The following is a 21,548-nucleotide window of genomic DNA, read 5'->3' as shown; positions in this document are numbered from 1 at the left end:
GGGGCGACTTCGTCACCCAGCGGGAGCAAGCTCCCTCGCCACAAGTAAGCACCGCGGTGTTATTTGACGTGACCCAGATTCGCCTCACTCATATCCAGATCCGCCAACACCTCCCGCAGCACGTCATCACCAATCTGGTGGTGACGACTCAGGCTATACAACTCCAAGCGCTGCGCCCTCAGGGCCTTGAGCCGTAACTTGCGCTCCAGTTGATCCATCTGAAACGCCAATGCCTGGGCTTCCGCCGAGTCGTTGAACACTTCCAGCTGATGACGATATTCCGACATCAACCGCGCCTTGAGCTCAGTGGCCAAGGCTGCCTGGGCGGCATCCTGGGGTGCCGCTTCAGCAGGTTCTTCGGCTTCCAGGGCATGGATCGCCGCTTCAGCGGTTTTCTTCCAGGCGTCACGCACCTCGCTGCGGCGCCTGTCGTCCGGGCTCTTTTCGATTCCCCGCAGCAGAAGCGGCAAGGCAATACAGGCAGCGACCAAAGACAGCAAAATCACACCCGCGGCAATAAAGATCAGCAGATCACGCTCCGGGAACGCCTCACCGGGCGCCAACAGCAACGGCACCGACATCACACCCGCCAACGTCACCGCACCCCGCACCCCGCCCACGGTCAACAACCAGCAGGAACGGGCTGTGGGCACCAGCGTCAGCTCACTTTTGCCACGCAGACGGCGCAGTAAACCTGACAGGCGCCAGATGCTCTGCACCCAGATAAACCGCAATACCACCAGCACCAGGAAAATCGCGATCACGTCCAGGCAGCGGTACAGCAACGTCGGCCACAGTGTTGGCTCATGGCTGACTACGGCCTTGATGATGTCTGGCAATTGCAGGCCCAGCAGCAGGAAGATCAACCCGTTAAACGCAAACTCCAGCAGCGACCACACGCTGCGATTGAGCAGCCGGGTGCTGGTCTGGCGCGGCAGCAGGTCCAGCCAGCTTTGCATCATCCCCGCGGCCACCGCTGACAAGATCCCCGATGCGCCAAGACGTTCGGCCAGTACGTAGGCGGCAAACGGCAGCAACAACATGAACACCACGTGCGTCGCCGGGTCATCCCAGCCACGGGCGATCATCCAGGACCGCAGGCGGCCCACCAGCCAGCTCAAGGCCACACCAATGGCCAGGCCACCGACCGCAACGAGCACAAAGGTCAGGCTGGCATCCGCCAGGGAAAACACCCCGGTCAGCGCCGCCGCCAGGGCGAACTTGAACGTCACCAAACCCGACGCGTCATTCATCAACGCCTCGCCCTGGAGCATATGCATCAACGGCGTCGGCAAGCGATTCTGGGAAATCGCCGACACCGCCACGGCATCCGTCGGCGACAATACCGCCGCCAGGGCGAAGGCCACCGGCAGCGGGATCGTAGGCAATATCCAATGGATGAAGTAACCGGCGCCCACTACCGTGAACAACACCAGCCCCACCGCCAGCGTCAGGATCGGCCCGCGCAGGCGCCACAGTTCACGCTTGGGCATACGCCAGCCATCGGAGAACAGCAGCGGCGGCAAAAACAGGAAAAGAAACAACTCAGGGTCCAGGGCCACATGCAGCCCCAGGGTCGGCCACGCCAGCAAGGCGCCGGCGGCAATCTGCACCAGCGGCAACGGCAGTGGGATAACACGCCCGACCAGACGCGAAACGCTGACCAGCATCAGCAGGATAAGTACGGTGTAGGCGGTTTGCATAAAGCGGGATTCCCAGACAATCAACTTGCAACAACACACATCAGGCAACAACTCGCCGTTGAAGTGCCATATTAGCCGCCTATGCTGCGCGATGGCCTTTGCACAAAAGTCGCACGTGGGCAAAACACGTTTGTGACGAGCGGCGCCGAAAGCTGCTGGCCATGGCATAATCCGTGACCTTTCATCTCCGTCAGCCCAAAGGGGGGCAATTCCTTGACCGCTTCAAGCAAAACGTTGCACCTTTTCGGCATCAAAGCCTGCGACACCATGAAAAAGGCGCGCACCTGGCTCGATGAACACGCTGTCAGCTATGAGTTTCATGACTACAAAACGGCCGGTATCGACCGCGAACACTTGACCCAATGGTGCAATGAGCACGGTTGGCAGGTGGTTTTGAACCGTGCGGGCACCACCTTTCGCAAACTCGAAGACGAACGCAAAGCCGATCTCGATCAGTCGAAAGCCATTGAATTGATGCTCGCACAACCCTCGATGATCAAGCGCCCGGTGCTTGATCTCGGTGACAGAACCCTGATTGGCTTCAAGCCAGATAGTTATTCGGCGGCCCTCAAGTAGGCCAGCCCACTTCATTTTTGTAGAGGTAATAGCATGTCCAATTCCCTGTTCAGCCTGGGCTTCGGCGTCGGCACTCAGAACCGCCAAGGTGCTTGGCTGGAAGTGTTTTACGCACAACCGCTGCTCAATCCATCGGCTGAAATCATCGCAGCCATCGCTCCAATCCTCGGTTACACCGAAGGCAACCAGGCGATCACCTTCACCGTCACCCAGGCCCTGCAACTGGCTGACGCGCTCAAGGGTGTCGACGCCGCCCAAGCCGCGCTGTTGAGCCGCCTGGCTGAAAGCCACACGCCGCTGGTCGCCACGCTGCTGGCCGAAGACGCCGCGCTGACCTCCACCCCCGAGGCCTACCTCAAGCTGCATTTGCTGTCCCATCGCCTGGTCAAGCCACACGGCCTGAGCCTGGCCGGTGTGTTCCCGCAACTGCCGAACGTGGCCTGGACGAGCCAGGGCGCCATCGACATCGCCGAGCTGGCCGAGCGTCAACTGGAAGCACGCCTGCGTGGCGAGCTGCTGGAAGTGTTCTCGGTGGACAAGTTCCCGAAAATGACCGACTACGTAGTGCCAAGCGGCGTGCGTATCGCTGATGCCGCGCGCATCCGCCTGGGCGCCTACGTGGGTGAAGGCACCACCGTGATGCACGAAGGTTTCGTCAACTTCAACGCCGGCACCGAAGGCCCGGGCATGATCGAAGGCCGTGTGTCGGCTGGCGTATTCGTCGGCAAGGGTTCCGACCTGGGCGGCGGTTGCTCCACCATGGGCACCCTGTCGGGCGGCGGCAACATCGTGATCAAGGTGGGCGAAGGCTGCCTGATCGGCGCCAACGCCGGTATCGGTATCCCGCTGGGCGACCGCAACACCGTGGAGTCGGGCCTGTACGTCACCGCCGGCACCAAGGTTGCGCTGCTGGACGAGGCCAACCAACTGGTCAAAGTGGTCAAGGCCCGTGAGCTGGCCGGCCAACCGGACCTGCTGTTCCGCCGCAACTCCGAGACCGGTGCCGTGGAGTGCAAAACCCACAAATCGGCCATCGAACTGAACGCAGCGCTGCACGCTCACAACTAAGCAGCGACTCGATGCCACTGACGGCCCTCACCTGACCGGTGCGGGCCGTTTATACGAGCCTTGATCACCATGCTTGTGCCCTCTCCCTGGCGCGCCGACTTTCCGGCCATCGCCACCCTGCAACGGCAAGACCAGACCTATCTGGACAACGCCGCTACCACGCAAAAACCTCAAGCCTTGCTGGACGCCATCAGCCATTACTACGCCAATGGCGCAGCCAATGTGCACCGTGCCCAGCATCTGCCGGGCGCTCACGCGACCCAGGCCTTCGAGGACAGTCGCAGCAAGGTGGCACAGTGGCTGAACGTCGGTGACGACGGGCAAATCATCTTTACCCACGGCGCGACTTCGGCGCTGAACCTCCTGGCTTATGGCCTTGAGCACCTATTCAATCCGGGCGACGAGATTGTCATCAGCGCCCTGGAGCACCACGCCAACCTGCTGCCGTGGCAGCAACTGGCCAAACGTCGCGGGCTGGAACTGGTGGTACTGCCGCTTGACGATGACGGCTTGATTGACCTGCAAGCCGCCGCACGTTTGATCGGCCCTCGCACCCGATTGCTGGCGGTGAGCCAACTGTCCAACGTGCTTGGCGCCTGGCAGCCATTGCCGCAATTGCTGGCGCTGGCCAAGGCCCAGCAAGCACTGACCGTTGTCGATGGCGCCCAGGGCATCGTCCATGGCCGCCATGACATGCAGGCCCTGGGCTGCGACTTCTATGTGTTTTCCAGCCACAAGCTCTACGGGCCGGACGGGGTCGGCGTGCTGTATGGCCGCACTGAAGCCCTGCATCACCTGCGTCACTGGCAGTTTGGTGGCGAGATGGTGCAACAGGCTGACTATCAAAGCGCCAGCTTCCGCCCCGCGCCCCTTGGCTTCGAAGCGGGAACACCCCCGATCGCCAGCGTGATCGGCCTGGGCGCAACCCTCGATTACCTGAGTTCCCTGGATCAACAGGCGGTGACGGCCCACGAAGCCGCCCTGCACGACTACCTGCTGCGTGGCCTGCAAGCGCGCAACGGCGTGCGCCTGCTGGGCTCTCCGCAAGTCGCCCTGGCCAGCTTTGTGGTGGAGGGCGTGCACAACGCCGACCTCGCCCACTTGCTGACCGAACAGGGGATTGCCGTGCGCGCCGGCCATCACTGTGCGATGCCGCTGCTCAAGCAGATGGGGCTCTCCGGGGCGATTCGGGTGTCGCTGGCGCTGTACAACGACTCCGACGACCTGGAGCGTTTTTTTGAAGCGCTGGATCAGGCCATGGATATGTTGCGATGAGCTTGCCGACGGACGCGGTTGTCGCGTTGGAAGCGTTCCAGGCGGTCGGCAGCTGGGAACAACGCGCCCGCCTGCTGATGCAATGGGGCGAGCGGTTGCCCGCCTTGCCGGCTGAAGACAAGGTCGACGCCAACCTGGTGCAGGGCTGTGAAAGCCTGGTGTGGCTGGTGGGGCGTTTGCAGGACGGCCACTGGCAGTTTGCCGCCAGCAGCGATGCACGGCTGATTCGCGGGTTGGTGGCGCTGTTGCTGGCGCGGGTTAATGGTTTATCGGCCGCCGAACTGCACTCCGTCGACTTGCCCGACTGGTTTGACCAACTGGCCTTATCGCGGCAGTTATCACCGTCGCGCAGCAATGGCCTGAATGCAGTCTTGCAGCGTATGCGCGACCTGAGCTCAAACACATAACTACTGTGGGAGCTGGCTTGCCTGCGATTGCGGTGTATCAGTCATCGTTGTAGTAACTGACAGACCGCCATCGCAGGCAAGCCAGCTCCCACATTTTTTGATTTGTGTAAGGTGCCAGAATTAAGGGGCCTTGACCCGATCCGAAGGCCGGCGCACCCCGGCCACAATCTTGTCCACCGCCTTGGTCGCCGCCACCATGCCGAAGGTCGCGGTGACCATCATCACCGCGCCAAACCCGCCGGCGCAGTCCAGCTTCACGCCATCCCCGACAAAACTTTTCTGCAAACAGATGCTGCCGTCCGGCTTCGGATAGCGCAGTTGTTCGGTGGAGAACACGCAAGGCACGCTGTAATGGCGGGTCACGGTGCGCGAGAAGCCATAGTCGCGGCGCAAGGTGGAGCGCACTTTCGACGCCAGCGGGTCATTGAACGTACGGTTCAAGTCACACACCTGGATCAGCGTCGGATCGATCTGCCCGCCCGCGCCGCCGGTGGTGATGATCTGGATCTTGCGCCGCTTGCACCAGGCAATCAGCGCCGCCTTGGCGTTTACGCTGTCGATGCAGTCGATCACACAGTCGATATTCGGCGTGATGTACTCGGCCATGGTCTCGCGGGTCACGAAGTCCGCCACCGCATGCACGGTGCAGTCGGGGTTGATGCCCTTCAGGCGCTCGGCCATGACCTCGACCTTGGCCCTGCCCACGGTGCTGTCCAGCGCATGTAACTGGCGGTTGCTGTTGCTGACGCACACGTCGTCCAGGTCAAACAGCGAAATCTCGCCCACGCCACAACGGGCGATGGCTTCCGCCGCCCACGAGCCAACCCCGCCCACGCCGACGATGGCCACGTGGGCCGCCTTCAGGCGTTCCAGGCCTTCAATGCCATACAAGCGGGCGACGCCGGCAAACCGTGGATCTTCTGTACTCATGACCATTACCCCAAAAACCGGCGCGCATTATAGGGCGTTGCCGCGACAAGTTCGACGCATCCAGCTACAAGTAAAGAACTTAGGTGAAGTTTCGCTGCCCAATGTCCGGTTTTTCTCGGCTTGCTGTACGGTCAGTGAAAGGCCGGTGTAGGATGCGCGCCGTTCGGCGTTGGCCGACACCTCTTTTCGTTCCACACCTTTTGGAACCCGAAATAGCCATGTCATCGCGTAAATTTGGACTCAACCTGGTGGTGGTGCTGGCAATTGCCGCGCTGTTCACCGGCTTCTGGGCGCTGATCAACCGCCCGGTCACTGCCCCTAACTGGCCTGAACAGATCTCCGGTTTTTCCTACTCGCCGTTCCAGCAAGGCCAGTTCCCACAGAAAGACCAGTATCCGACTGACGATCAAATGCGTCAGGACCTTGCGATCATGAGCAAGCTGACGGACAACATCCGTACCTACTCGGTCGACGGCACCCTGGGGGATATCCCCAAGCTGGCGGAAGAGTTTGGCCTGCGGGTGACCCTGGGGATCTGGATCAGCCCGGACCTTGCGCGCAACGAGCGCGAAATCCAGCGTGCCATCGAGATCGCCAACAGTTCCCGCAGCGTCGTGCGGGTGGTGGTGGGTAACGAAGCGCTGTTCCGTGAGGAAATCACCCCGCAAGCCCTGATTGTGCTGCTGGACCGGGTGCGCGCTGCCGTGAAAGTGCCGGTGACGACTTCCGAGCAATGGCACATCTGGGAAAAGAACCCGCAACTGGCCAAGCACGTCGACCTGATCGCCGCGCACATCCTGCCGTTCTGGGAATTTATCCCGATGGACAAGGCCGGCCAGTACGTACTTGATCGTGCCCGGGACCTGAAGAAACTGTTCCCGAAAAAGCCGCTGCTGCTGTCGGAGGTTGGCTGGCCGAGTAACGGACGCATGCGCGGTGGCAATGAAACGTCCCCGGCCGACCAGGCGATTTACCTGCGCACACTGGTAAACAAGCTCAATCGCCAGGGCTACAACTACTTCGTGATCGAGGCCTTCGACCAGCCTTGGAAAGTCAGCGACGAAGGCTCGGCGGGCGCCTACTGGGGCGTGTACAACGCCGCACGCCAGCAGAAATTCAACTTTGACGGCCCGGTTGTCGCGATCCCGCAATGGCGCGTGCTGGCCATCGGTTCGGTGGTGCTTGCGCTGCTGTCCCTGACCTTGCTGATGATCGACGGCTCGGCCCTGCGCCAGCGGGGCCGCACCTTCCTGACCTTTATCGCGTTCCTGTGCGGTTCGGTGCTGGTGTGGATCGGCTACGACTACAGCCAGCAATACAGCACCTGGTTCAGCCTCACCGTGGGCATCCTCCTGGCCCTCGGCGCCCTCGGCGTGTTTATCGTGCTGCTCACCGAAGCCCACGAACTGGCGGAAGCGGTCTGGACCCACAAACGCCGGCGCGAATTCCTGCCGGTTGAGGGGGATTCGGACTACCGCCCGAAAGTCTCGATCCATGTGCCGTGCTACAACGAGCCGCCGGAGATGGTCAAACAGACCCTCGACGCCCTGGCCGCCCTCGACTATCCGGACTACGAAGTCCTGATCATCGACAACAACACCAAGGACCCGGCCGTGTGGGAGCCCGTGCGCGACTACTGCGAAACCCTGGGCCCGCGCTTCAAGTTCTTCCACGTCTCGCCCCTGGCCGGTTTCAAGGGTGGCGCGCTGAACTACTTGATACCGCATACCGCCAAGGATGCCGAAGTTATCGCCGTGATCGACTCTGATTACTGCGTTTCGCCGAACTGGCTCAAGCACATGGTGCCGCACTTCGCCGACCCGAAAATTGCCGTGGTGCAGTCGCCACAGGATTATCGCGACCAGAACGAAAGCACCTTCAAGAAGCTCTGCTACGCAGAATACAAAGGCTTCTTCCATATCGGCATGGTCACCCGCAACGACCGTGACGCAATCATCCAGCACGGCACCATGACCATGACCCGTCGCTCGGTCCTGGAAGAACTGGGCTGGGCCGACTGGTGCATCTGTGAAGATGCCGAGCTGGGCCTGCGGGTCTTCGAGAAAGGCCTGTCGGCGGCGTACTACCACGACAGCTACGGCAAGGGCCTGATGCCCGATACCTTTATCGACTTCAAGAAACAGCGTTTCCGCTGGGCCTACGGTGCAATCCAGATCATCAAGCGTCACACCGCAAGCCTGTTGTGCGGCAAGGACACCGAGCTGACCCGTGGCCAGCGTTATCACTTCCTCGCAGGCTGGTTGCCGTGGGTGGCGGACGGCATGAACATCTTCTTCACCGTGGGCGCCCTGTTGTGGTCGGCGGCGATGATTATCGTGCCGACGCGGGTTGACCCGCCGCTGCTGATTTTCGCGATCCCGCCCCTGGCGTTGTTCGTGTTCAAGGTCGGCAAGATCATCTTCCTCTACCGTCGTGCGGTGGGTGTGAACCTCAAGGATGCGTTCTGCGCGGCATTGGCCGGGTTGGCGTTGTCCCACACCATCGCCAAGGCGGTGCTGTACGGTTTCTTCACCACCAGCATTCCGTTCTTTCGTACACCGAAGAACGCCGATAACCACGGTTTCTGGGTGGCGATTTCCGAAGCCCGGGAAGAGATGTTCATCATGCTGCTGTTGTGGGGCGCGGCACTGGGGATTTACCTGGTGCAGGGCCTGCCAAGCAATGACATACGCTTCTGGGTGGTGATGTTGCTGGTGCAGTCGCTGCCGTATGTGGCGGCGCTGATCATGGCGTTCCTGTCGTCGCTGCCGAAACCGGCGCCGGCGCAAGAGCCCGCAACCGCAGCTTAAAATCCTGCGCAATGCACTAAACGGCGGCCTCTGGCCGCCGTTTTGCTATAAGATAACGGCCATTTTGCGCGCCCTGCACTGGAGTTTTTACATGACGGCCCACGCCGACCTTTCGCCAACCCTCCAACTTGCTATCGACCTGATCCGTCGCCCGTCGGTGACGCCGATCGACGCCGATTGCCAGAAGCTGATGATGCAGCGCCTGGGCGACGCCGGTTTTGCGCTTGAGCCGATGCGCATCGAGGATGTGGATAACTTCTGGGCCACCCACGGCAAACACGAAGGCCCGGTATTGTGCTTCGCCGGCCACACCGACGTGGTGCCGACCGGCCCGGTCAAGGCCTGGCAGAACGATCCGTTTGATGCGTTGATCGACGAAAACGGCATGCTCTGCGGCCGTGGCGCGGCGGACATGAAAGGCAGCCTGGCGGCGATGCTGGTCGCGTCCGAGCGTTTCGTCACCGACTACCCGGACCACAAGGGTTCGGTGGCTTTCCTGATCACCAGCGATGAAGAAGGCCCGGCGCACCACGGCACCAAGGCCGTGATCGAGCGCCTGGCGGCCCGCAAGGAGCGCCTGGACTGGTGCATCGTTGGCGAGCCGTCGAGCACCACTCTGGTGGGCGACGTGGTCAAGAACGGCCGTCGCGGCTCCCTCGGTGCCACCCTGACCGTGCGCGGCGTGCAAGGCCATGTGGCCTACCCGCACCTGGCAAAGAACCCGATCCACCTGGCCGCTCCGGCGCTGGCGGAACTGGCCGCCGAGCACTGGGACGATGGCAACACCTTCTTCCCGCCCACCAGCTTCCAGATTTCCAACCTCAATTCCGGCACCGGCGCCACCAACGTGATCCCGGGTGACCTGACGGCGGTGTTCAACTTCCGTTTCTCCACCGAGTCCACCGTCGAAGGCCTGCAGCAGCGGGTCGCGGCGATTCTCGACAAGCATGGCCTGGACTGGCATGTGGAGTGGGCGCTGTCGGGCCTGCCGTTCCTTACCGAACCGGGCGCGTTGCTCGATGCGGTTTCCGCCAGCATCAAGGCCGTCACCGGCCGCGAGACCAAGGCCTCTACCAGCGGCGGCACCTCCGACGGGCGCTTCATCGCCACCCTCGGTACCCAGGTCGTGGAGCTGGGCCCGGTCAACGCGACGATCCATCAGGTCAACGAGCGCATCCTCGCCAGCGACCTCGACGTGCTGACCGAAATCTACTACCAGACCCTGATCAAGTTGCTCGCCTGATGCTTGCTTGCCCCATTTGCAGCGCACCGCTCCATGAAGTGGACAACGGCGTGGCCTGCCCGGTCGGGCACCGTTTCGACCGCGCGCGCCAGGGTTACCTGAACCTGCTGCCGGTGCAGCACAAGAACAGCCGCGACCCGGGGGATAACCTGGCGATGGTGGAAGCGCGCCGCGACTTCCTCAACGCCGGGCATTACGCCCCGGTGGCCAGGCGCCTGGCCGAACTGGCCGCTGAACGCAAACCCCAGCGCTGGCTGGACATCGGTTGTGGCGAGGGTTACTACACCGCGCAAATCGCCGATACCCTGCTGCGCGCCGATGGCTATGCGCTGGATATTTCCAAGGAAGCGGTCAAGCGCGCCTGCAAGCGCAACCCCACGGTGACCTGGTTGATCGCCAGCATGGCCCGGGTGCCGTTGGCCGATGCCAGCTGCCAGTTCCTGGCCAGCGTCTTCAGCCCGATGGATTGGCTTGAGGCCAAGCGCCTGCTCAGCCCGGGCGGCGGCTTGATGAAGGTTGGCCCTACCAGCGGCCACCTGATGGAGCTGCGCGAGCGTTTGTACGACGAAGTGCGCGAGTACACCGACGACAAGCACCTGGCGCTGGTACCGGACGGCATGAGCCTGCAACACAGCGAAACCCTGGAGTTCAAACTCAGCCTGGCCGACCCCCAGGATCGCGCCAATCTGCTGGCCATGACGCCCCACGGCTGGCGCGCCAGTGCCGAGCGCCGGGCCCAGGTGATCGAGGCCGCCGAACCGCTGCTGGTCACCGTGTCGATGCGCTACGACTATTTCGTGCTTCAATAACCCATTACTTTGAGGGCCTCTTGGGGCCCGCACCGAATCCGCGAATGGATTTTCAAAATCCCGCAATGAGGAACATCCATGCGCCAACCTGATATCGAGATTTACCTCAAGGACGCCGACGTCGACCACAAGGCCATCGCCGCCTGGCTGGGCGCCGCCCTGGGCTCGTGCACCGACTGGGTCCAGCGCGGCCAGACCTACAAGTGCACCGCCGGCAGCGTGCCGGTTACCTGGTTGCCCAAAGCCGTAGGCAAATGGAACAGCCTGTACCTGGAAAGCGACCAGACCCCGTGGGAAGACGACATCGCCTGCGCCCGTGCGGCCTTTGCCGCGCTGAACGTCGAAGTGCGTTGCGCGCCCGGTAGCTGGGTTGAGGAAGAAGGTGAAGAAAGCGCGGATACCTGGATTCGTATCAGCGAAGACGGTGAAGAGCAGATCACCTGGAAAACGGCATAAAGTCAGGCTAACAAAGCCTCGATGTGCAAACCCAATCAAATGTGGGAGCTGGCTTGCCTGCGATGGGCGCACCTCGGTCATTCAGCCAAACCGCGGCGATGCTATCGCGGGCAAGCCCGGCTCCCACATTCGGCCGGGTTCCCACATTTAAAGGTGTGTTGTGCCTATCGGGTTACAGACCCACCACATCCTCAGCCTGCAAGCCCTTTTCGCCCGTCACCACGGCGTACTCCACCTGCTGGCCTTCAGCCAATGAACGATGCCCCTCACCGCGAATGGCGCGGTAGTGCACAAACACGTCCTTGCCATCTTCCCGCTGGATAAAGCCGTAGCCCTTTGCGTCGTTGAACCACTTCACATTGCCGGTTTCGCGCGTTGCCATCTGTTTTGCTCCCACATGCTTTTTATAAGTACGTTTATTGTTGAGTCGTCGCAGTTGAACTGCCGAGTATAAGACAGGCTCAAAAAGCTTCAACTCAAGATTACTTCGCCGCTTTTTTGCCGATTTTCGGCTAATACTGCACACTAGCGCCCCGAGCATCTGCTCGGTATTCCCCACTCAAAGCAGAAGCCGTATGACCCGTTCTCCTTTTCGCCGTCTGGTATTTGGCACCTTGCGCCGGCTGTTGTACCTCTGGGTTCGCTCAGAGACGATCAACCAGTCGTCCCTTACCCTGAACCTCGACCGCAGTCGCCCGGTGTTTTACGTCCTGCAATCCCCGTCCCTCACCGAATTGGCGGTGGTTGATACCGAATGTACCAAGGCCGGACTGCCGCGCCCGGTGCTGCCGGTATCGGTCGGCCCGTTGATGGAACCCGCGGCCTTTTTCTACCTGACCCCCGAGCCAGACTGGCTCGGCCGCCAGGACAAGCGCGGCGCACCGCCCACCCTGACCCGCCTGGTGGACGTGCTCACCGAACACGCCGAAGAGAATGCACAGATCATTCCAGTCAGTGTGTTCTGGGGCCAGTCGCCCGACAGCGAGTCCAGCCCGTGGAAACTGCTGTTCGCCGACAGCTGGGCCGTGACCGGCCGCCTGCGCCGGCTGCTGAGCATCCTGATCCTGGGCCGCAAGACCCGGGTGCAATTCTCCGCGCCCATCAACCTGCGTGAATTGATCGAGCACAATAAAGGCCACGAACGCACCGTGCGCATGGCCCAACGCATCCTGCGGGTGCACTTTCGCAACCTGAAAACCGCGGTGATCGGCCCCGACCTGTCCCACCGGCGCAACCTGGTCAAAGGCCTGGTGAACATGCCGCTGGTGCGCCAGGCGATTCTCGACGAAGCCGAACGCGAGAAAATCACCCCCGAGAAAGCCAAGGCCCAGGCCCTGCGCTACGGCAATGAAATTGCTTCGGACTACACCTATACCGCCATCCGCTTCCTCGAAGTGGTGCTGAGCTGGTTCTGGAACAAGATCTACGACGGCATCAAGGTCAACAACATCGAAGGTGTGCAAAAGGTCGCCCAGGGTTACGAGGTGATCTATGTGCCGTGCCATCGCAGCCACATCGACTACCTGCTGCTGTCCTATCTGCTGTTCAAGAACGGCCTGACCCCGCCGCACATCGCCGCCGGGATCAACCTCAACATGCCGGTGATCGGCAGCCTGCTACGCCGTGGCGGGGCGTTTTTCATGCGCCGCACGTTCAAGGGCAACCCGCTGTACACCTCGGTGTTCAACGAATACCTGCACACCCTGTTCACCAAGGGTTTCCCGGTGGAGTATTTCGTCGAAGGCGGACGTTCGCGCACCGGGCGCATGCTGCAACCGAAGACCGGGATGCTGGCAATCACCCTGCGCAGTTTCCTGCGCTCCTCGCGCATGCCCATCGTGTTTGTGCCGGTGTACATCGGCTATGAGCGCGTGCTGGAAGGCCGTACTTACCTCGGCGAGCTGCGCGGTGCGAGCAAGAAAAAAGAGTCGATTTTCGATATTTTCAAAGTGGTCGGCGCCCTCAAGCAGCGCTTTGGCCAGGTGGCGGTGAACTTCGGCGAACCGATCAAGCTGGCGGAATTTCTCGACAGCGAGCAGCCCGACTGGCGTTCCCAGGAGCTGGGGCCGAACTACAAGCCGGCGTGGCTCAACGAAACCACCAATCGCCTCGGCGAGCGGGTGGCGCAACACCTGAACGAAGCGGCGGCGATCAACCCGGTGAACCTGGTGGCCCTGGCGCTGCTGTCCACCACGCGCCTGGCTTTGGACGAGCAAGCGATGGCACGCCAGCTTGATCTGTACCTGGCCTTGCTGCGCAAGGTGCCCTACTCGCCCCACACCACCTTGCCCGAAGGTGACGGCCTGGCGCTGATCAAGCACGTCAAGGACATGGACCTGCTGTCGGAACAGAGTGACGCCCTGGGCAAGATCCTCTATCTGGACGAGCAGAATGCCGTCCTGATGACCTACTACCGCAACAACGTGCTGCACATCTTTGCCTTGCCAGCGCTGCTGGCGAGTTTCTTCCAGAGCAGCTCGCGCATGAGCCGCGAACAGATCCTGCGCTACACCCGCGCGCTTTACCCGTACCTGCAATCAGAGCTGTTTATCCGCTGGTCCCTGGACGAGCTGGACGCGGTAGTCGACCAGTGGCTGGAAGCCTTCGTCGAACAAGGCCTGCTGCGTTTCGAGAACGAGGTGTACCTGCGCCCGGCCCCGAGCTCCCGGCACTTTGTACTGCTGACGCTGCTGTCCAAAAGCATCGCCCAGACCCTGCAACGCTTCTACATGGCAATCTCGCTGCTGCTCAACAGCGGCCAGCACAGCATCAGTGCCGAGGAGCTGGAAGACCTGTGTACCGTCATGGCCCAGCGCCTGTCGATCCTGCATGGTTTGAATGCACCGGAGTTCTTCGACAAGAGCCTTTTCCGACATTTTATCCAGACGTTGCTGGAGCAAGATGTGCTACGCCGCGACGAGGCCGGAAAGCTGAGCTATCACCCACTGCTGGGTGAGTTGGCCGAAGGCGCGGCCAAGCGCGTGTTGCCGGCGGAGATTCGCATGTCGATTCGCCAGGTGGCCCTGCATCGCAGTGAAGAGGCGGCAGACAAGCCCGTCGTCCCAGAAGAAACACACTAGAGTGACCAAGGCGCCAGGGTGTTTCTGGCGCCGTTGACAAGGAGCTGCACCATGAAAAAAATCATTCTCCTGGGCCTGACCGCCCTGCTGGGAGCCTGCCAGACCATGAGCCCCGCCCCCAAAGCCAGCCTTGATGGCGAAGTGTTCTACCTGCAACGCATCGCCCTGCCGCCCGCTGCCACCTTGAGTGTGACCCTGCAAGACGTGTCCTTGATGGACGCCCCGGCCGTGACCCTGGCCGAGCAGAAAGGCCCGGTGAAAGGCCAGGTGCCGCTGCCGTTTCACTTGAGCTACGACCCGGCCCAAGTCAAACCTGGCCACAGTTACTCGGTCAGCGCTCGCATCGAACTGGATGGCAAGCTACTGTTTATCACCACCGAACGGCACTCCGTGCAGTTGAACGGCCAGGATCCACAACCGCTGCGCGTACGCGTGGACGCGGTTGCACACTGATTAAGATATCGAACATAAGGAAGCGCCCATGCTCCGCAACTCCCTTCGCCTCACTGCCCTGTGTGCCGGCCTGCTGCTCGGTGCCAACGCCATGGCCTTGTCCCTTGGCAGCCTGTCCCAGGGCGACGCCACCGGCGGCCTCAAGGACGCACTGACCCAAGGCGCGCAGATTGCCGTCAAACAACTGGGGGTTCCCGGTGGTTTCAGTAACAACCCGGAAGTGAAAATCGGCCTGCCGGGCAAGTTGGGTAAAGTCGCCGACAAGCTGAAAATGTTCGGCATGGGTGACCAGGTCAACCAGCTTGAAGCCAGCATGAACAAGGCCGCCGAGTCTGCCGTGACCCAGGCCCAGCCGATCCTGGTAAACGCCGTGAAAAACATGAGCGTGACCGACGCCAAGGGCATCCTAACCGGCGGCCAGGACTCGGCCACCCAGTACCTGAACAAAAGCAGCCGTGACGAGATCCGGGCCAAGTTCCTGCCGATCGTCAAGGCGGCTACCGACAAGGTTGGCGTTGCCCAGCAGTACAACGCCCTCGCAGGCAAGGCGGCCAGCTTTGGTGCCATTGATGCCAAGAGCGCCAACGTCGAAAGCTACGTGACCGAGCAGGCGCTGGACGGGTTGTTCAAGATGATCGCCCAGCAGGAAGAGACGATTCGCAAGAACCCCGCAGCGGCTGCTACCAGCCTGGCGAAGAAGGTCTTCGGGGCGCTGTAAACCCGCGGCTTTGGCTGATCGTAAACATGCAAACGCCCCGCAATCTGCGGGGCGTTTGCATTGACTCGATATAAAATATAAACAAACACGCGCTCGATCTACGCACTCAGCGACTGACGAGGGTGTTGCTGTTATTAATCGTAATGCTGTTTCGCGGCTGCGAATGGCTGTATTGAACGGATTCAAGATTCGCCAGTCTTGCTTCAAGCTCGCGCCGGCTTGCAGGCTCGCCGCGTTTGGATTTATCGCAATGCTGGTTTATTGGTTGGCTAGCAGAACCACCTCCCAACAACATGCCCACGCCCATGTAAAAGTTGCCTAACGCTTGTAAAAGCATCTTGTGTCGCCTCTATAAGTTTCCGACAGAAAAACACACCTGCCTATCAGGTAACTCTATGTGGCTCCCGTGAAAAAAAGGTTCCAGCCCGGCGAGGCTGAGACAGGACCAGCATTTCATTGGCCTTCAGGATGTCATCGACTCAGCGGGAGAAGCCCATGGGATGGCCTGTAGGGCTGATGGATCTCGCTCACGGCAGGGAGATACTGGCGGTGCCCGTCTTGCAGCACAGGACGCAAGGTTGGCAGTGATGGGCGGTGCCGGTCAAAGCCGCGGCGTCCATGCCCCGGCTTTTGCGGGGGGCCCTTATCAGCGCCTTTCGGGGTGACCATATTGCCGAATAATGATCCCAGGAGGGCTCCTTTGAACGCAGCAATTCCAGCAATGGCAGACAAAATAAACATATGACGCTCCATGAACTCATTATTGTTCATCGGAGCCGCTGCCTGCGGCTCCGACAACCATGCCTGTCAATCAGACAATTCTGAGTGGAGCACCACGTACAAACGTTCCACCGGCCAACACTGCACTTTGCGTCTACATGTGAATGACAAAAGGAACTTCCTTACAGGACATCCCTGCCGCTCGCAGACTTACACAGCGTCCTTCCTGACCCTGAACCACGCCGCATACAACGCCGGCAGGAACAACAGCGTCAACGCCGTCGCCACAATCAACCCGCCCATGATCGCCACAGCCATCGGCCCGAAGAACACGCTGCGTGACAACGGGATCATCGCCAGCACCGCCGCCAGCGCTGTCAGCACGATCGGCCGGAAGCGTCGCACCGTCGCCTCGATAATCGCCTGCCAGGGCGCCAGCCCGGCCTTGATGTCCTGCTCGATCTGGTCCACCAGGATCACCGAGTTGCGCATGATCATCCCCGACAGGGCGATGGTTCCCAGCATCGCCACGAACCCAAAGGGTTGGCGGAACACCAACAGGAACAGCGTCACCCCGATCAACCCCAGTGGCGCCGTAAGAAAGACCATGGCCGTGCGTGAGAAACTGCGCAGCTGCAGCATCAGCAACGTCAGCACCACCACGATAAACAGCGGCACGCCGGCCTTGACCGAGTTCTGTCCACGGGCGGAATCCTCCACCGTGCCGCCAACTTCCAGCAGGTAACCGTCGGGCAATTCAGCGCGCACGCCTTCCAGTGTCGGCAGGATCTGCTGCACCAGGGTTGCCGGTTGTTCCTTGCCATAGATATCGGCGCGGATGGTCACGGTCGGCAGGCGGTTGCGGTGCCAGATGATGCCTTCTTCAAAGCCGTATTCCAGGGTCGCGATCTGCGACAGCGCCACGCTTTTGCCGTTGTCGGTGGGCACTGCCAGGCTTGGCAGCAACGACAGCTCGGTACGCTCGTGAACGGTGCCGCGCAGCAGGATTTCGATCAACTCGTTGTCCTCGCGGTACTGGCTGACGCTGGAGCCGGTGAGGGAGCTCTGGAGGAATTTCGACAGGTTGGCGGTGCTCACACCAAGGGCGCGGGCGCGGTCCTGATCGACGTTGAGGTAGACGATCTTGCTCGGCTCTTCCCAGTCGAGATGTACGTTGACCACATGGGTGTTTTCGCGAACCTTGGCCGCCACTTTCCGCGCCAGGGCCCGGACTTCTTCGATGTGCTCGCCCGTCACCCGGAACTGCACGGGGTAGCCAACGGGCGGGCCGTTCTCAAGCCGCGTGACCCGCGAGCGCAGGTCCGGGAACTGTTCGTTGAGGGTCTCGATCAGCCAGGTGCGCAGGCTTTCGCGCTCCTCGATGGTCTTGGCCAACACCACAAACTGGGCAAAGCTGGCCGCGGGCAGTTGCTGGTCCAGGGGCAGGTAGAAACGTGGCGAACCTGTGCCGACGTAGGCCACATAGTTCTCAATACCGGCATGTTCCTTGAGCAACGCTTCAAGGCGTTTGACCTGGTCTGCCGTGTTGCTCAGGGACGCACCTTCAGCCAGCTTGAGGTCGACCATCAGCTCCAGCCGCCCGGAAGCCGGGAAGAACTGCTGGGGCACAAAGCGGAACAGCGCCACCGAGCCGATAAACAGCAGCAAGGTCAGGACAATCACCGTCTTGCGCCGACGCACGCACCATTCCACCAGGCGTCTTACACGCTGATAGAACGGCGTACCGTAGGGATCCGGCCCATCGGCGCCATGCTTGGCCGCATGAATCTTCGCCAGGTCCGGCAGGAGTTTTTCCCCCAGGTACGGCACGAACACCACCGCTGCGACCCAGGAGGCCAGCAGCGCGATGGTCACTACCTGGAAGATCGAACGGGTGTATTCGCCGGTGCTCGATTGCGCCGTGGCAATCGGCAGGAAACCCGCCGCCGTGATCAGCGTACCGGTGAGCATCGGGAACGCGGTGCTGGTCCAGGCGAAACTGGCGGCCTTGAGCCGGTCGTAGCCCTGCTCCATCTTGATCGCCATCATTTCCACGGCGATGATCGCGTCGTCCACCAGCAAGCCCAGTGCGAGCACCAATGCACCGAGGGAAATCTTGTGCAGGCCGATGCCGAGGTAGTACATGGTGGCGAAGGTCATGGCCAACACCAGCGGGATTGCCAGGGCCACCACCATGCCGGTGCGTACGCCCAGGGAGAAGAAGCTCACCAGCAACACAATCGCCAAGGCTTCCGCCAGCACCTGGACGAATTCGCCGACACTGGTTTTCACCGCTGCCGGCTGGTCCGACACCTTGCGCAGCTCCATGCCGGCAGGAAGGTTCTTCTGCAGGCGTGCGAATTCGCTTTCCAGGGCCTTGCCCAGTACCAGGATGTCGCCCCCATCGCGCATGGCCACGGCCAGGCCGATGGCATCGTCGCCCATGTACCGCATGCGCGGTGCCGGCGGGTCGTTGAAGCCGCGGTGAATCTCGGCCACGTCACCGATACGGAACGTGCGGTCACCAACGCGGATAGGGAAGTCGCGGATTTCCTTAACGGTCTTGAAGTTGCCGGACACCCGTAACTGCACGCGCTCGCTCGGGGTTTCAAAGAAGCCGGCGGTCGATACCGCGTTCTGCTCCTGCAACGCCTGCTGCACCGCGGCCAGCGGCAGGCCGAGGGTGGCGAGCTTGAGGTTGGACAGTTCGATCCAGATCTTCTCGTCCTGCAAACCCTGCAGTTCGACCTTGCCCACATCCGGCACCCGTTGCAGCTGAATCTGGATGCGGTCGGCGTAGTCCTTGAGCACGGCATAGTCAAAGCCGTCGCCGGTCAGGGCGTAGATATTGCCAAAGGTAGTGCCGAACTCATCGTTGAAAAACGGGCCCTGGATATCCGGCGGCAGGGTCTGGCGAATATCGCTGATCTTCTTGCGCACCTGGTACCAGAGGTCCGGGATCTGCGCGGAATGCATCGAGTCCCGAGCCATGAAGGTGACCTGGGATTCGCCAGGGCGCGAGAACGACACGATGCGCTCGTAGTCGCCGGTCTCCATCAATTTCTTTTCAATACGCTCGGTGACCTGGCGCGAGACTTCCTGGGCAGTCGCCCCCGGCCAGTTGGTCTTGATCACCATGGCCTTGAAAGTAAACGGCGGGTCTTCGCTTTGTCCCAGCTTGGTGTAGGACAAGGTGCCTACCACTGCCAGCAGGATCATCAGGAACAGTACGATCTGGCGATTGCGCAACGCCCATTCGGAAAGATTGAAACCCATCGGGGACTACTCCTTGGCCGCCAGGCTTACCACGCGGTTGGCGCGATCCACCGGGCGCACTTGCTGGCCCTCATGGAGTACATGCACGCCGGCTGCGATCACCCAATCGGTAGGGCTCAGGCCTTCCAGCACCGGTACGGTTTTCTCGCCAAAGGCACCGATCCGCACCGGTGTGCGCTTGAGGGTATTGTCGGGCTGCACCACCCAGACGTAGGACGCGCCGTTCTCCGCACTGAGGGCCGACAGTGGCACCGCCAGGGGAATCACGCCGTCGGCCTGTATGAATACGCGAGCGCTCTGCCCCAGCTCTGCAGGCACCTTGCCGCCGGTGAAAGCGACGCGGGCGGCAAAGGTTCGCGACTTGGGATCAGCGGCGGGTGATAGTTCGCGAATGCGGCCGTTGAAGCGCTGGTCCGGCTGGCTCCACAGTTCCACGGACACCGGCTGGCCAATCTTGAAGCGCCCGAAGCTTTGCTCCGGCAGGCTGATCAGCACCTCCCGCTCGCCATCGGTGGCCAGGGTAAATACGGTCTGGCCGGCCGATACCACCTGGCCCACTTCCACCGCACGCTTGGCCACCACGCCATCCTGGGGCGCGCGCAGCACGGCATACCCGGCCTGGTTATTGGCCACGTCGAATTCGGCCTTGATCTGCTTGAGACGGGCTTCACCTGAACGGTAGAGGTTTTCGGAATTGTCGTACTGGGAGCGGCTGACCATCTGACGGTCCATCAGGGTCTTGTAGCGGTCACGCTCGGCGCGCACCAGGCTCAGGTTGGCTTCGGCGGCGGCGACCTGGGCGCGGGTGGCTTCCAGTTGCAGGCGCACATCCTGCGGATCGAGTTCTGCCAGGGGCTGGTTGGCCTTGACGCGCTCGCCCTCCTCGACCAGTCGTCGGCTGACTTTGCCGCCAATGCGAAAGGCCAGGTCGGGTTCATAGCGGGCACGCACCTCACCCGGGTAGCTGTCGGAAGCCTGCGCCGAAGGCTCTGGCTGAACCACCATGGCCGGGCGGACGGTAGTCTGCGCCGCTTCTTCATGGCCACAGGCAGCCAACAGGAACAGCAAGCTGGCAGGCAACGCGAATGGCAGGAAATAGCTGCGCATGCTGAAGGACCTTTCGCTAATAGTTGTAGGAATAATTATACTGGCCAGTATGTTATTAATACCAAACTCACCAGTCCAGTAATAAAGTGAAAATGTCCGACAATCCTGTGAACACCAATAGCCCCGGGCGTCCCAAGGACATGGCAAAACGCCAGGCGATCCTCGAAGCGGCGAAGATCCTGTTCTTGAGTAATGGGTATGCGAGCACCAGCATGGATGCGGTGGCGGTGGAGGCCGGGGTATCGAAGCTGACCGTGTACAGTCATTTCACCGACAAGGAGACGCTGTTCTCGGCGGCGGTGGTTGCCAAGTGCGAAGAGCAGTTACCGGTGATGTATTTCGAACTGCCGGCAGATGTGCCGGTGGAGAAGGTGCTGCTCAATATTGCGCGTGGGTTTCATGTGCTGATCAATAGCGAGGAGTCGGTGAACCTGCACCGGTTGATGATGACCTCCGGGAGTCAGGATCCGAAGTTGTCGCAGATCTTTTTCGAGGCGGGGCCGATGCGCATGTTGCAGGGGATGGAGCGGCTGCTGAGCAAGATCGACCAGAGTGGCGCGCTGAGTATTCCCAAGCCGCTCACTGCCGCTGAGCACTTTTTTTGCCTGCTGAAGGGTACGGCGAATTTTTGCTTGTTGTATGGGTGCGGGGGGCAGTTGAGTGCCGAGGCGGCTGAGGAGCATGTGCAGGAGGTGGTGGGGTTGTTTATGCGGGCTTATCGGGTTTGATGTACATATCCGTTGCTGCGGTAACGGCCGCTTAGGGTTCCGCTCTTACAGCGGCTCACTTTTGAACAGCGCAAAAGTAAGCAAAACGCTCTTGCCCCACCACTCGGCACCTCGCCTAGGCTCGGTGTGCCCGCACTCCGGTAGCACGAAGCGGGCCGCCGCGACGGGGCAGTGACGCCCCGTCGCGGC

The 21,548-nt window shown here is 61.3% G+C and carries 18 protein-coding genes; 12 read left to right on the top strand and 6 right to left on the bottom strand.

Annotation, left to right across the window (positions count from 1 at the left end; genetic code table 11):
• Positions 1-59: 59 nt before the first annotated feature.
• Complete coding sequence (locus HX875_RS04465; RefSeq protein WP_177042006.1) at positions 60-1,703, bottom strand: Na+/H+ antiporter; 1,644 nt, start codon at positions 1,701-1,703, stop codon at positions 60-62.
• A gap of 213 nt (positions 1,704-1,916) precedes the next feature.
• On the opposite strand from HX875_RS04465, the gene HX875_RS04460 reads away from it, so the two are divergent.
• From HX875_RS04460 to HX875_RS04445, 4 genes are all read left to right on the top strand, one after another.
• Positions 1,917-2,279: an ArsC family reductase gene (locus HX875_RS04460; protein ID WP_053137275.1), complete on the top strand. Its 363-nt coding sequence runs from the start codon at positions 1,917-1,919 to the stop codon at positions 2,277-2,279.
• A 33-nt stretch (positions 2,280-2,312) separates the two neighbouring features.
• Entirely contained in the window at positions 2,313-3,347 is a 1,035-nt protein-coding gene (gene dapD / locus HX875_RS04455) for a 2,3,4,5-tetrahydropyridine-2,6-dicarboxylate N-succinyltransferase (RefSeq protein WP_010176763.1), read from the top strand.
• A 69-nt stretch (positions 3,348-3,416) separates the two neighbouring features.
• Complete coding sequence (locus HX875_RS04450; protein WP_177042004.1) at positions 3,417-4,622, top strand: aminotransferase class V-fold PLP-dependent enzyme; 1,206 nt, start codon at positions 3,417-3,419, stop codon at positions 4,620-4,622.
• Entirely contained in the window at positions 4,619-5,029 is a 411-nt protein-coding gene (locus HX875_RS04445; protein WP_177042002.1) for a SufE family protein, read from the top strand. The genes HX875_RS04450 and HX875_RS04445 overlap by 4 nt, the downstream gene beginning before the upstream one ends.
• A 120-nt stretch (positions 5,030-5,149) precedes the next feature.
• Here HX875_RS04445 and tcdA read toward each other — a convergent pair whose 3' ends face one another.
• On the bottom strand, positions 5,150-5,959 hold the full coding sequence (tcdA, locus tag HX875_RS04440) for a tRNA cyclic N6-threonylcarbamoyladenosine(37) synthase TcdA (RefSeq protein WP_177042000.1): 810 nt from the start codon (positions 5,957-5,959) through the stop codon (positions 5,150-5,152).
• A 218-nt stretch (positions 5,960-6,177) separates the two neighbouring features.
• Here tcdA and HX875_RS04435 point away from each other — a divergent pair, with 218 nt between their 5' ends.
• The 4 genes from HX875_RS04435 to HX875_RS04420 all read left to right on the top strand — a co-directional run bounded on the left by HX875_RS04435 (position 6,178) and on the right by HX875_RS04420 (position 11,277).
• Positions 6,178-8,769, top strand: a complete 2,592-nt coding sequence (locus HX875_RS04435) for a glycosyltransferase (RefSeq protein WP_177041998.1) — start codon at positions 6,178-6,180, stop codon at positions 8,767-8,769.
• Positions 8,770-8,860: 91 nt separating this feature from the next.
• Positions 8,861-10,012, top strand: coding sequence for a succinyl-diaminopimelate desuccinylase (gene dapE, locus HX875_RS04430; protein WP_063032923.1), 1,152 nt, complete (start codon positions 8,861-8,863; stop codon positions 10,010-10,012).
• Entirely contained in the window at positions 10,012-10,821 is an 810-nt protein-coding gene (locus HX875_RS04425; protein WP_177041996.1) for a putative RNA methyltransferase, read from the top strand. Before dapE ends, HX875_RS04425 begins: the two co-directional genes overlap by 1 nt.
• Before the next feature lie 78 nt (positions 10,822-10,899).
• Positions 10,900-11,277, top strand: coding sequence for a hypothetical protein (locus HX875_RS04420; protein ID WP_177041994.1), 378 nt, complete (start codon positions 10,900-10,902; stop codon positions 11,275-11,277).
• A 172-nt stretch (positions 11,278-11,449) separates the two neighbouring features.
• Here the strand turns inward: HX875_RS04420 and HX875_RS04415 are convergent, their stop codons facing one another.
• Positions 11,450-11,659: a cold-shock protein gene (locus HX875_RS04415; RefSeq protein WP_003219353.1), complete on the bottom strand. Its 210-nt coding sequence runs from the start codon at positions 11,657-11,659 to the stop codon at positions 11,450-11,452.
• Positions 11,660-11,852: 193 nt separating this feature from the next.
• Here HX875_RS04415 and plsB point away from each other — a divergent pair, with 193 nt between their 5' ends.
• Genes plsB through HX875_RS04400 form a run of 3 tightly spaced genes read left to right on the top strand, consistent with a single transcriptional unit; the run spans position 11,853 to position 15,528 of the window.
• Entirely contained in the window at positions 11,853-14,357 is a 2,505-nt protein-coding gene (gene plsB, locus HX875_RS04410; protein WP_177041992.1) for a glycerol-3-phosphate 1-O-acyltransferase PlsB, read from the top strand.
• A 51-nt stretch (positions 14,358-14,408) separates the two neighbouring features.
• On the top strand, positions 14,409-14,810 hold the full coding sequence (locus tag HX875_RS04405; protein WP_017479432.1) for a YbaY family lipoprotein: 402 nt from the start codon (positions 14,409-14,411) through the stop codon (positions 14,808-14,810).
• Positions 14,811-14,838: 28 nt separating this feature from the next.
• Positions 14,839-15,528 carry a DUF4197 domain-containing protein gene (locus HX875_RS04400; RefSeq protein WP_010176773.1) on the top strand — a complete coding sequence of 230 codons (690 nt, stop codon included), beginning with the start codon at positions 14,839-14,841 and terminating at the stop codon, positions 15,526-15,528.
• A 106-nt stretch (positions 15,529-15,634) separates the two neighbouring features.
• Here the strand turns inward: HX875_RS04400 and HX875_RS04395 are convergent, their stop codons facing one another.
• From HX875_RS04395 to HX875_RS04385, 3 genes are all read right to left on the bottom strand, one after another.
• The gene (locus HX875_RS04395; protein WP_177041990.1) at positions 15,635-15,865 is read right to left on the bottom strand and encodes a type III secretion protein; all 231 of its coding nucleotides are present in this window, start codon (positions 15,863-15,865) and stop codon (positions 15,635-15,637) included.
• 593 nt (positions 15,866-16,458) lie between these two features.
• Positions 16,459-19,524 carry an efflux RND transporter permease subunit gene (locus HX875_RS04390; RefSeq protein WP_177041988.1) on the bottom strand — a complete coding sequence of 1,022 codons (3,066 nt, stop codon included), beginning with the start codon at positions 19,522-19,524 and terminating at the stop codon, positions 16,459-16,461.
• Between the two features lie 6 nt (positions 19,525-19,530).
• On the bottom strand, positions 19,531-20,631 hold the full coding sequence (locus HX875_RS04385; RefSeq protein ID WP_177041986.1) for an efflux RND transporter periplasmic adaptor subunit: 1,101 nt from the start codon (positions 20,629-20,631) through the stop codon (positions 19,531-19,533).
• 92 nt (positions 20,632-20,723) lie between these two features.
• On the opposite strand from HX875_RS04385, the gene HX875_RS04380 reads away from it, so the two are divergent.
• Entirely contained in the window at positions 20,724-21,359 is a 636-nt protein-coding gene (locus HX875_RS04380; RefSeq protein WP_177041984.1) for a TetR/AcrR family transcriptional regulator, read from the top strand.
• Positions 21,360-21,548: the final 189 nt, after the last annotated feature.

Origin of the sequence: Pseudomonas yamanorum (assembly GCF_013386765.1) — a bacterium.
GTDB classification, from domain to species: domain Bacteria; phylum Pseudomonadota; class Gammaproteobacteria; order Pseudomonadales; family Pseudomonadaceae; genus Aquipseudomonas; species Aquipseudomonas yamanorum_A.
This window is presented reverse-complemented; position numbering and strand designations above follow the sequence as displayed.

Bases quoted from the DNA above. Each gene is read 5' to 3' on its own strand.
- HX875_RS04445 (WP_177042002.1), top strand. From the start codon at position 4,619: ATGAGCTTGCCGACGGACGCGGTTGTCGCGTTGGAAGCGTTCCAGGCG.
- dapD (WP_010176763.1), top strand. From the start codon at position 2,313: ATGTCCAATTCCCTGTTCAGCCTGGGCTTCGGCGTCGGCACTCAGAAC.
- plsB (WP_177041992.1), top strand. From the start codon at position 11,853: ATGACCCGTTCTCCTTTTCGCCGTCTGGTATTTGGCACCTTGCGCCGG.
- tcdA (WP_177042000.1), bottom strand. From the start codon at position 5,959: ATGAGTACAGAAGATCCACGGTTTGCCGGCGTCGCCCGCTTGTATGGC.
- HX875_RS04415 (WP_003219353.1), bottom strand. From the start codon at position 11,659: ATGGCAACGCGCGAAACCGGCAATGTGAAGTGGTTCAACGACGCAAAG.
- HX875_RS04400 (WP_010176773.1), top strand. From the start codon at position 14,839: ATGCTCCGCAACTCCCTTCGCCTCACTGCCCTGTGTGCCGGCCTGCTG.
- HX875_RS04385 (WP_177041986.1), bottom strand. From the start codon at position 20,631: ATGCGCAGCTATTTCCTGCCATTCGCGTTGCCTGCCAGCTTGCTGTTC.
- dapE (WP_063032923.1), top strand. From the start codon at position 8,861: ATGACGGCCCACGCCGACCTTTCGCCAACCCTCCAACTTGCTATCGAC.
- HX875_RS04380 (WP_177041984.1), top strand. From the start codon at position 20,724: ATGTCCGACAATCCTGTGAACACCAATAGCCCCGGGCGTCCCAAGGAC.
- HX875_RS04435 (WP_177041998.1), top strand. From the start codon at position 6,178: ATGTCATCGCGTAAATTTGGACTCAACCTGGTGGTGGTGCTGGCAATT.
- HX875_RS04405 (WP_017479432.1), top strand. From the start codon at position 14,409: ATGAAAAAAATCATTCTCCTGGGCCTGACCGCCCTGCTGGGAGCCTGC.
- HX875_RS04465 (WP_177042006.1), bottom strand. From the start codon at position 1,703: ATGCAAACCGCCTACACCGTACTTATCCTGCTGATGCTGGTCAGCGTT.
- HX875_RS04420 (WP_177041994.1), top strand. From the start codon at position 10,900: ATGCGCCAACCTGATATCGAGATTTACCTCAAGGACGCCGACGTCGAC.
- HX875_RS04450 (WP_177042004.1), top strand. From the start codon at position 3,417: ATGCTTGTGCCCTCTCCCTGGCGCGCCGACTTTCCGGCCATCGCCACC.
- HX875_RS04390 (WP_177041988.1), bottom strand. From the start codon at position 19,524: ATGGGTTTCAATCTTTCCGAATGGGCGTTGCGCAATCGCCAGATCGTA.
- HX875_RS04395 (WP_177041990.1), bottom strand. From the start codon at position 15,865: ATGCTTTTACAAGCGTTAGGCAACTTTTACATGGGCGTGGGCATGTTG.
- HX875_RS04425 (WP_177041996.1), top strand. From the start codon at position 10,012: ATGCTTGCTTGCCCCATTTGCAGCGCACCGCTCCATGAAGTGGACAAC.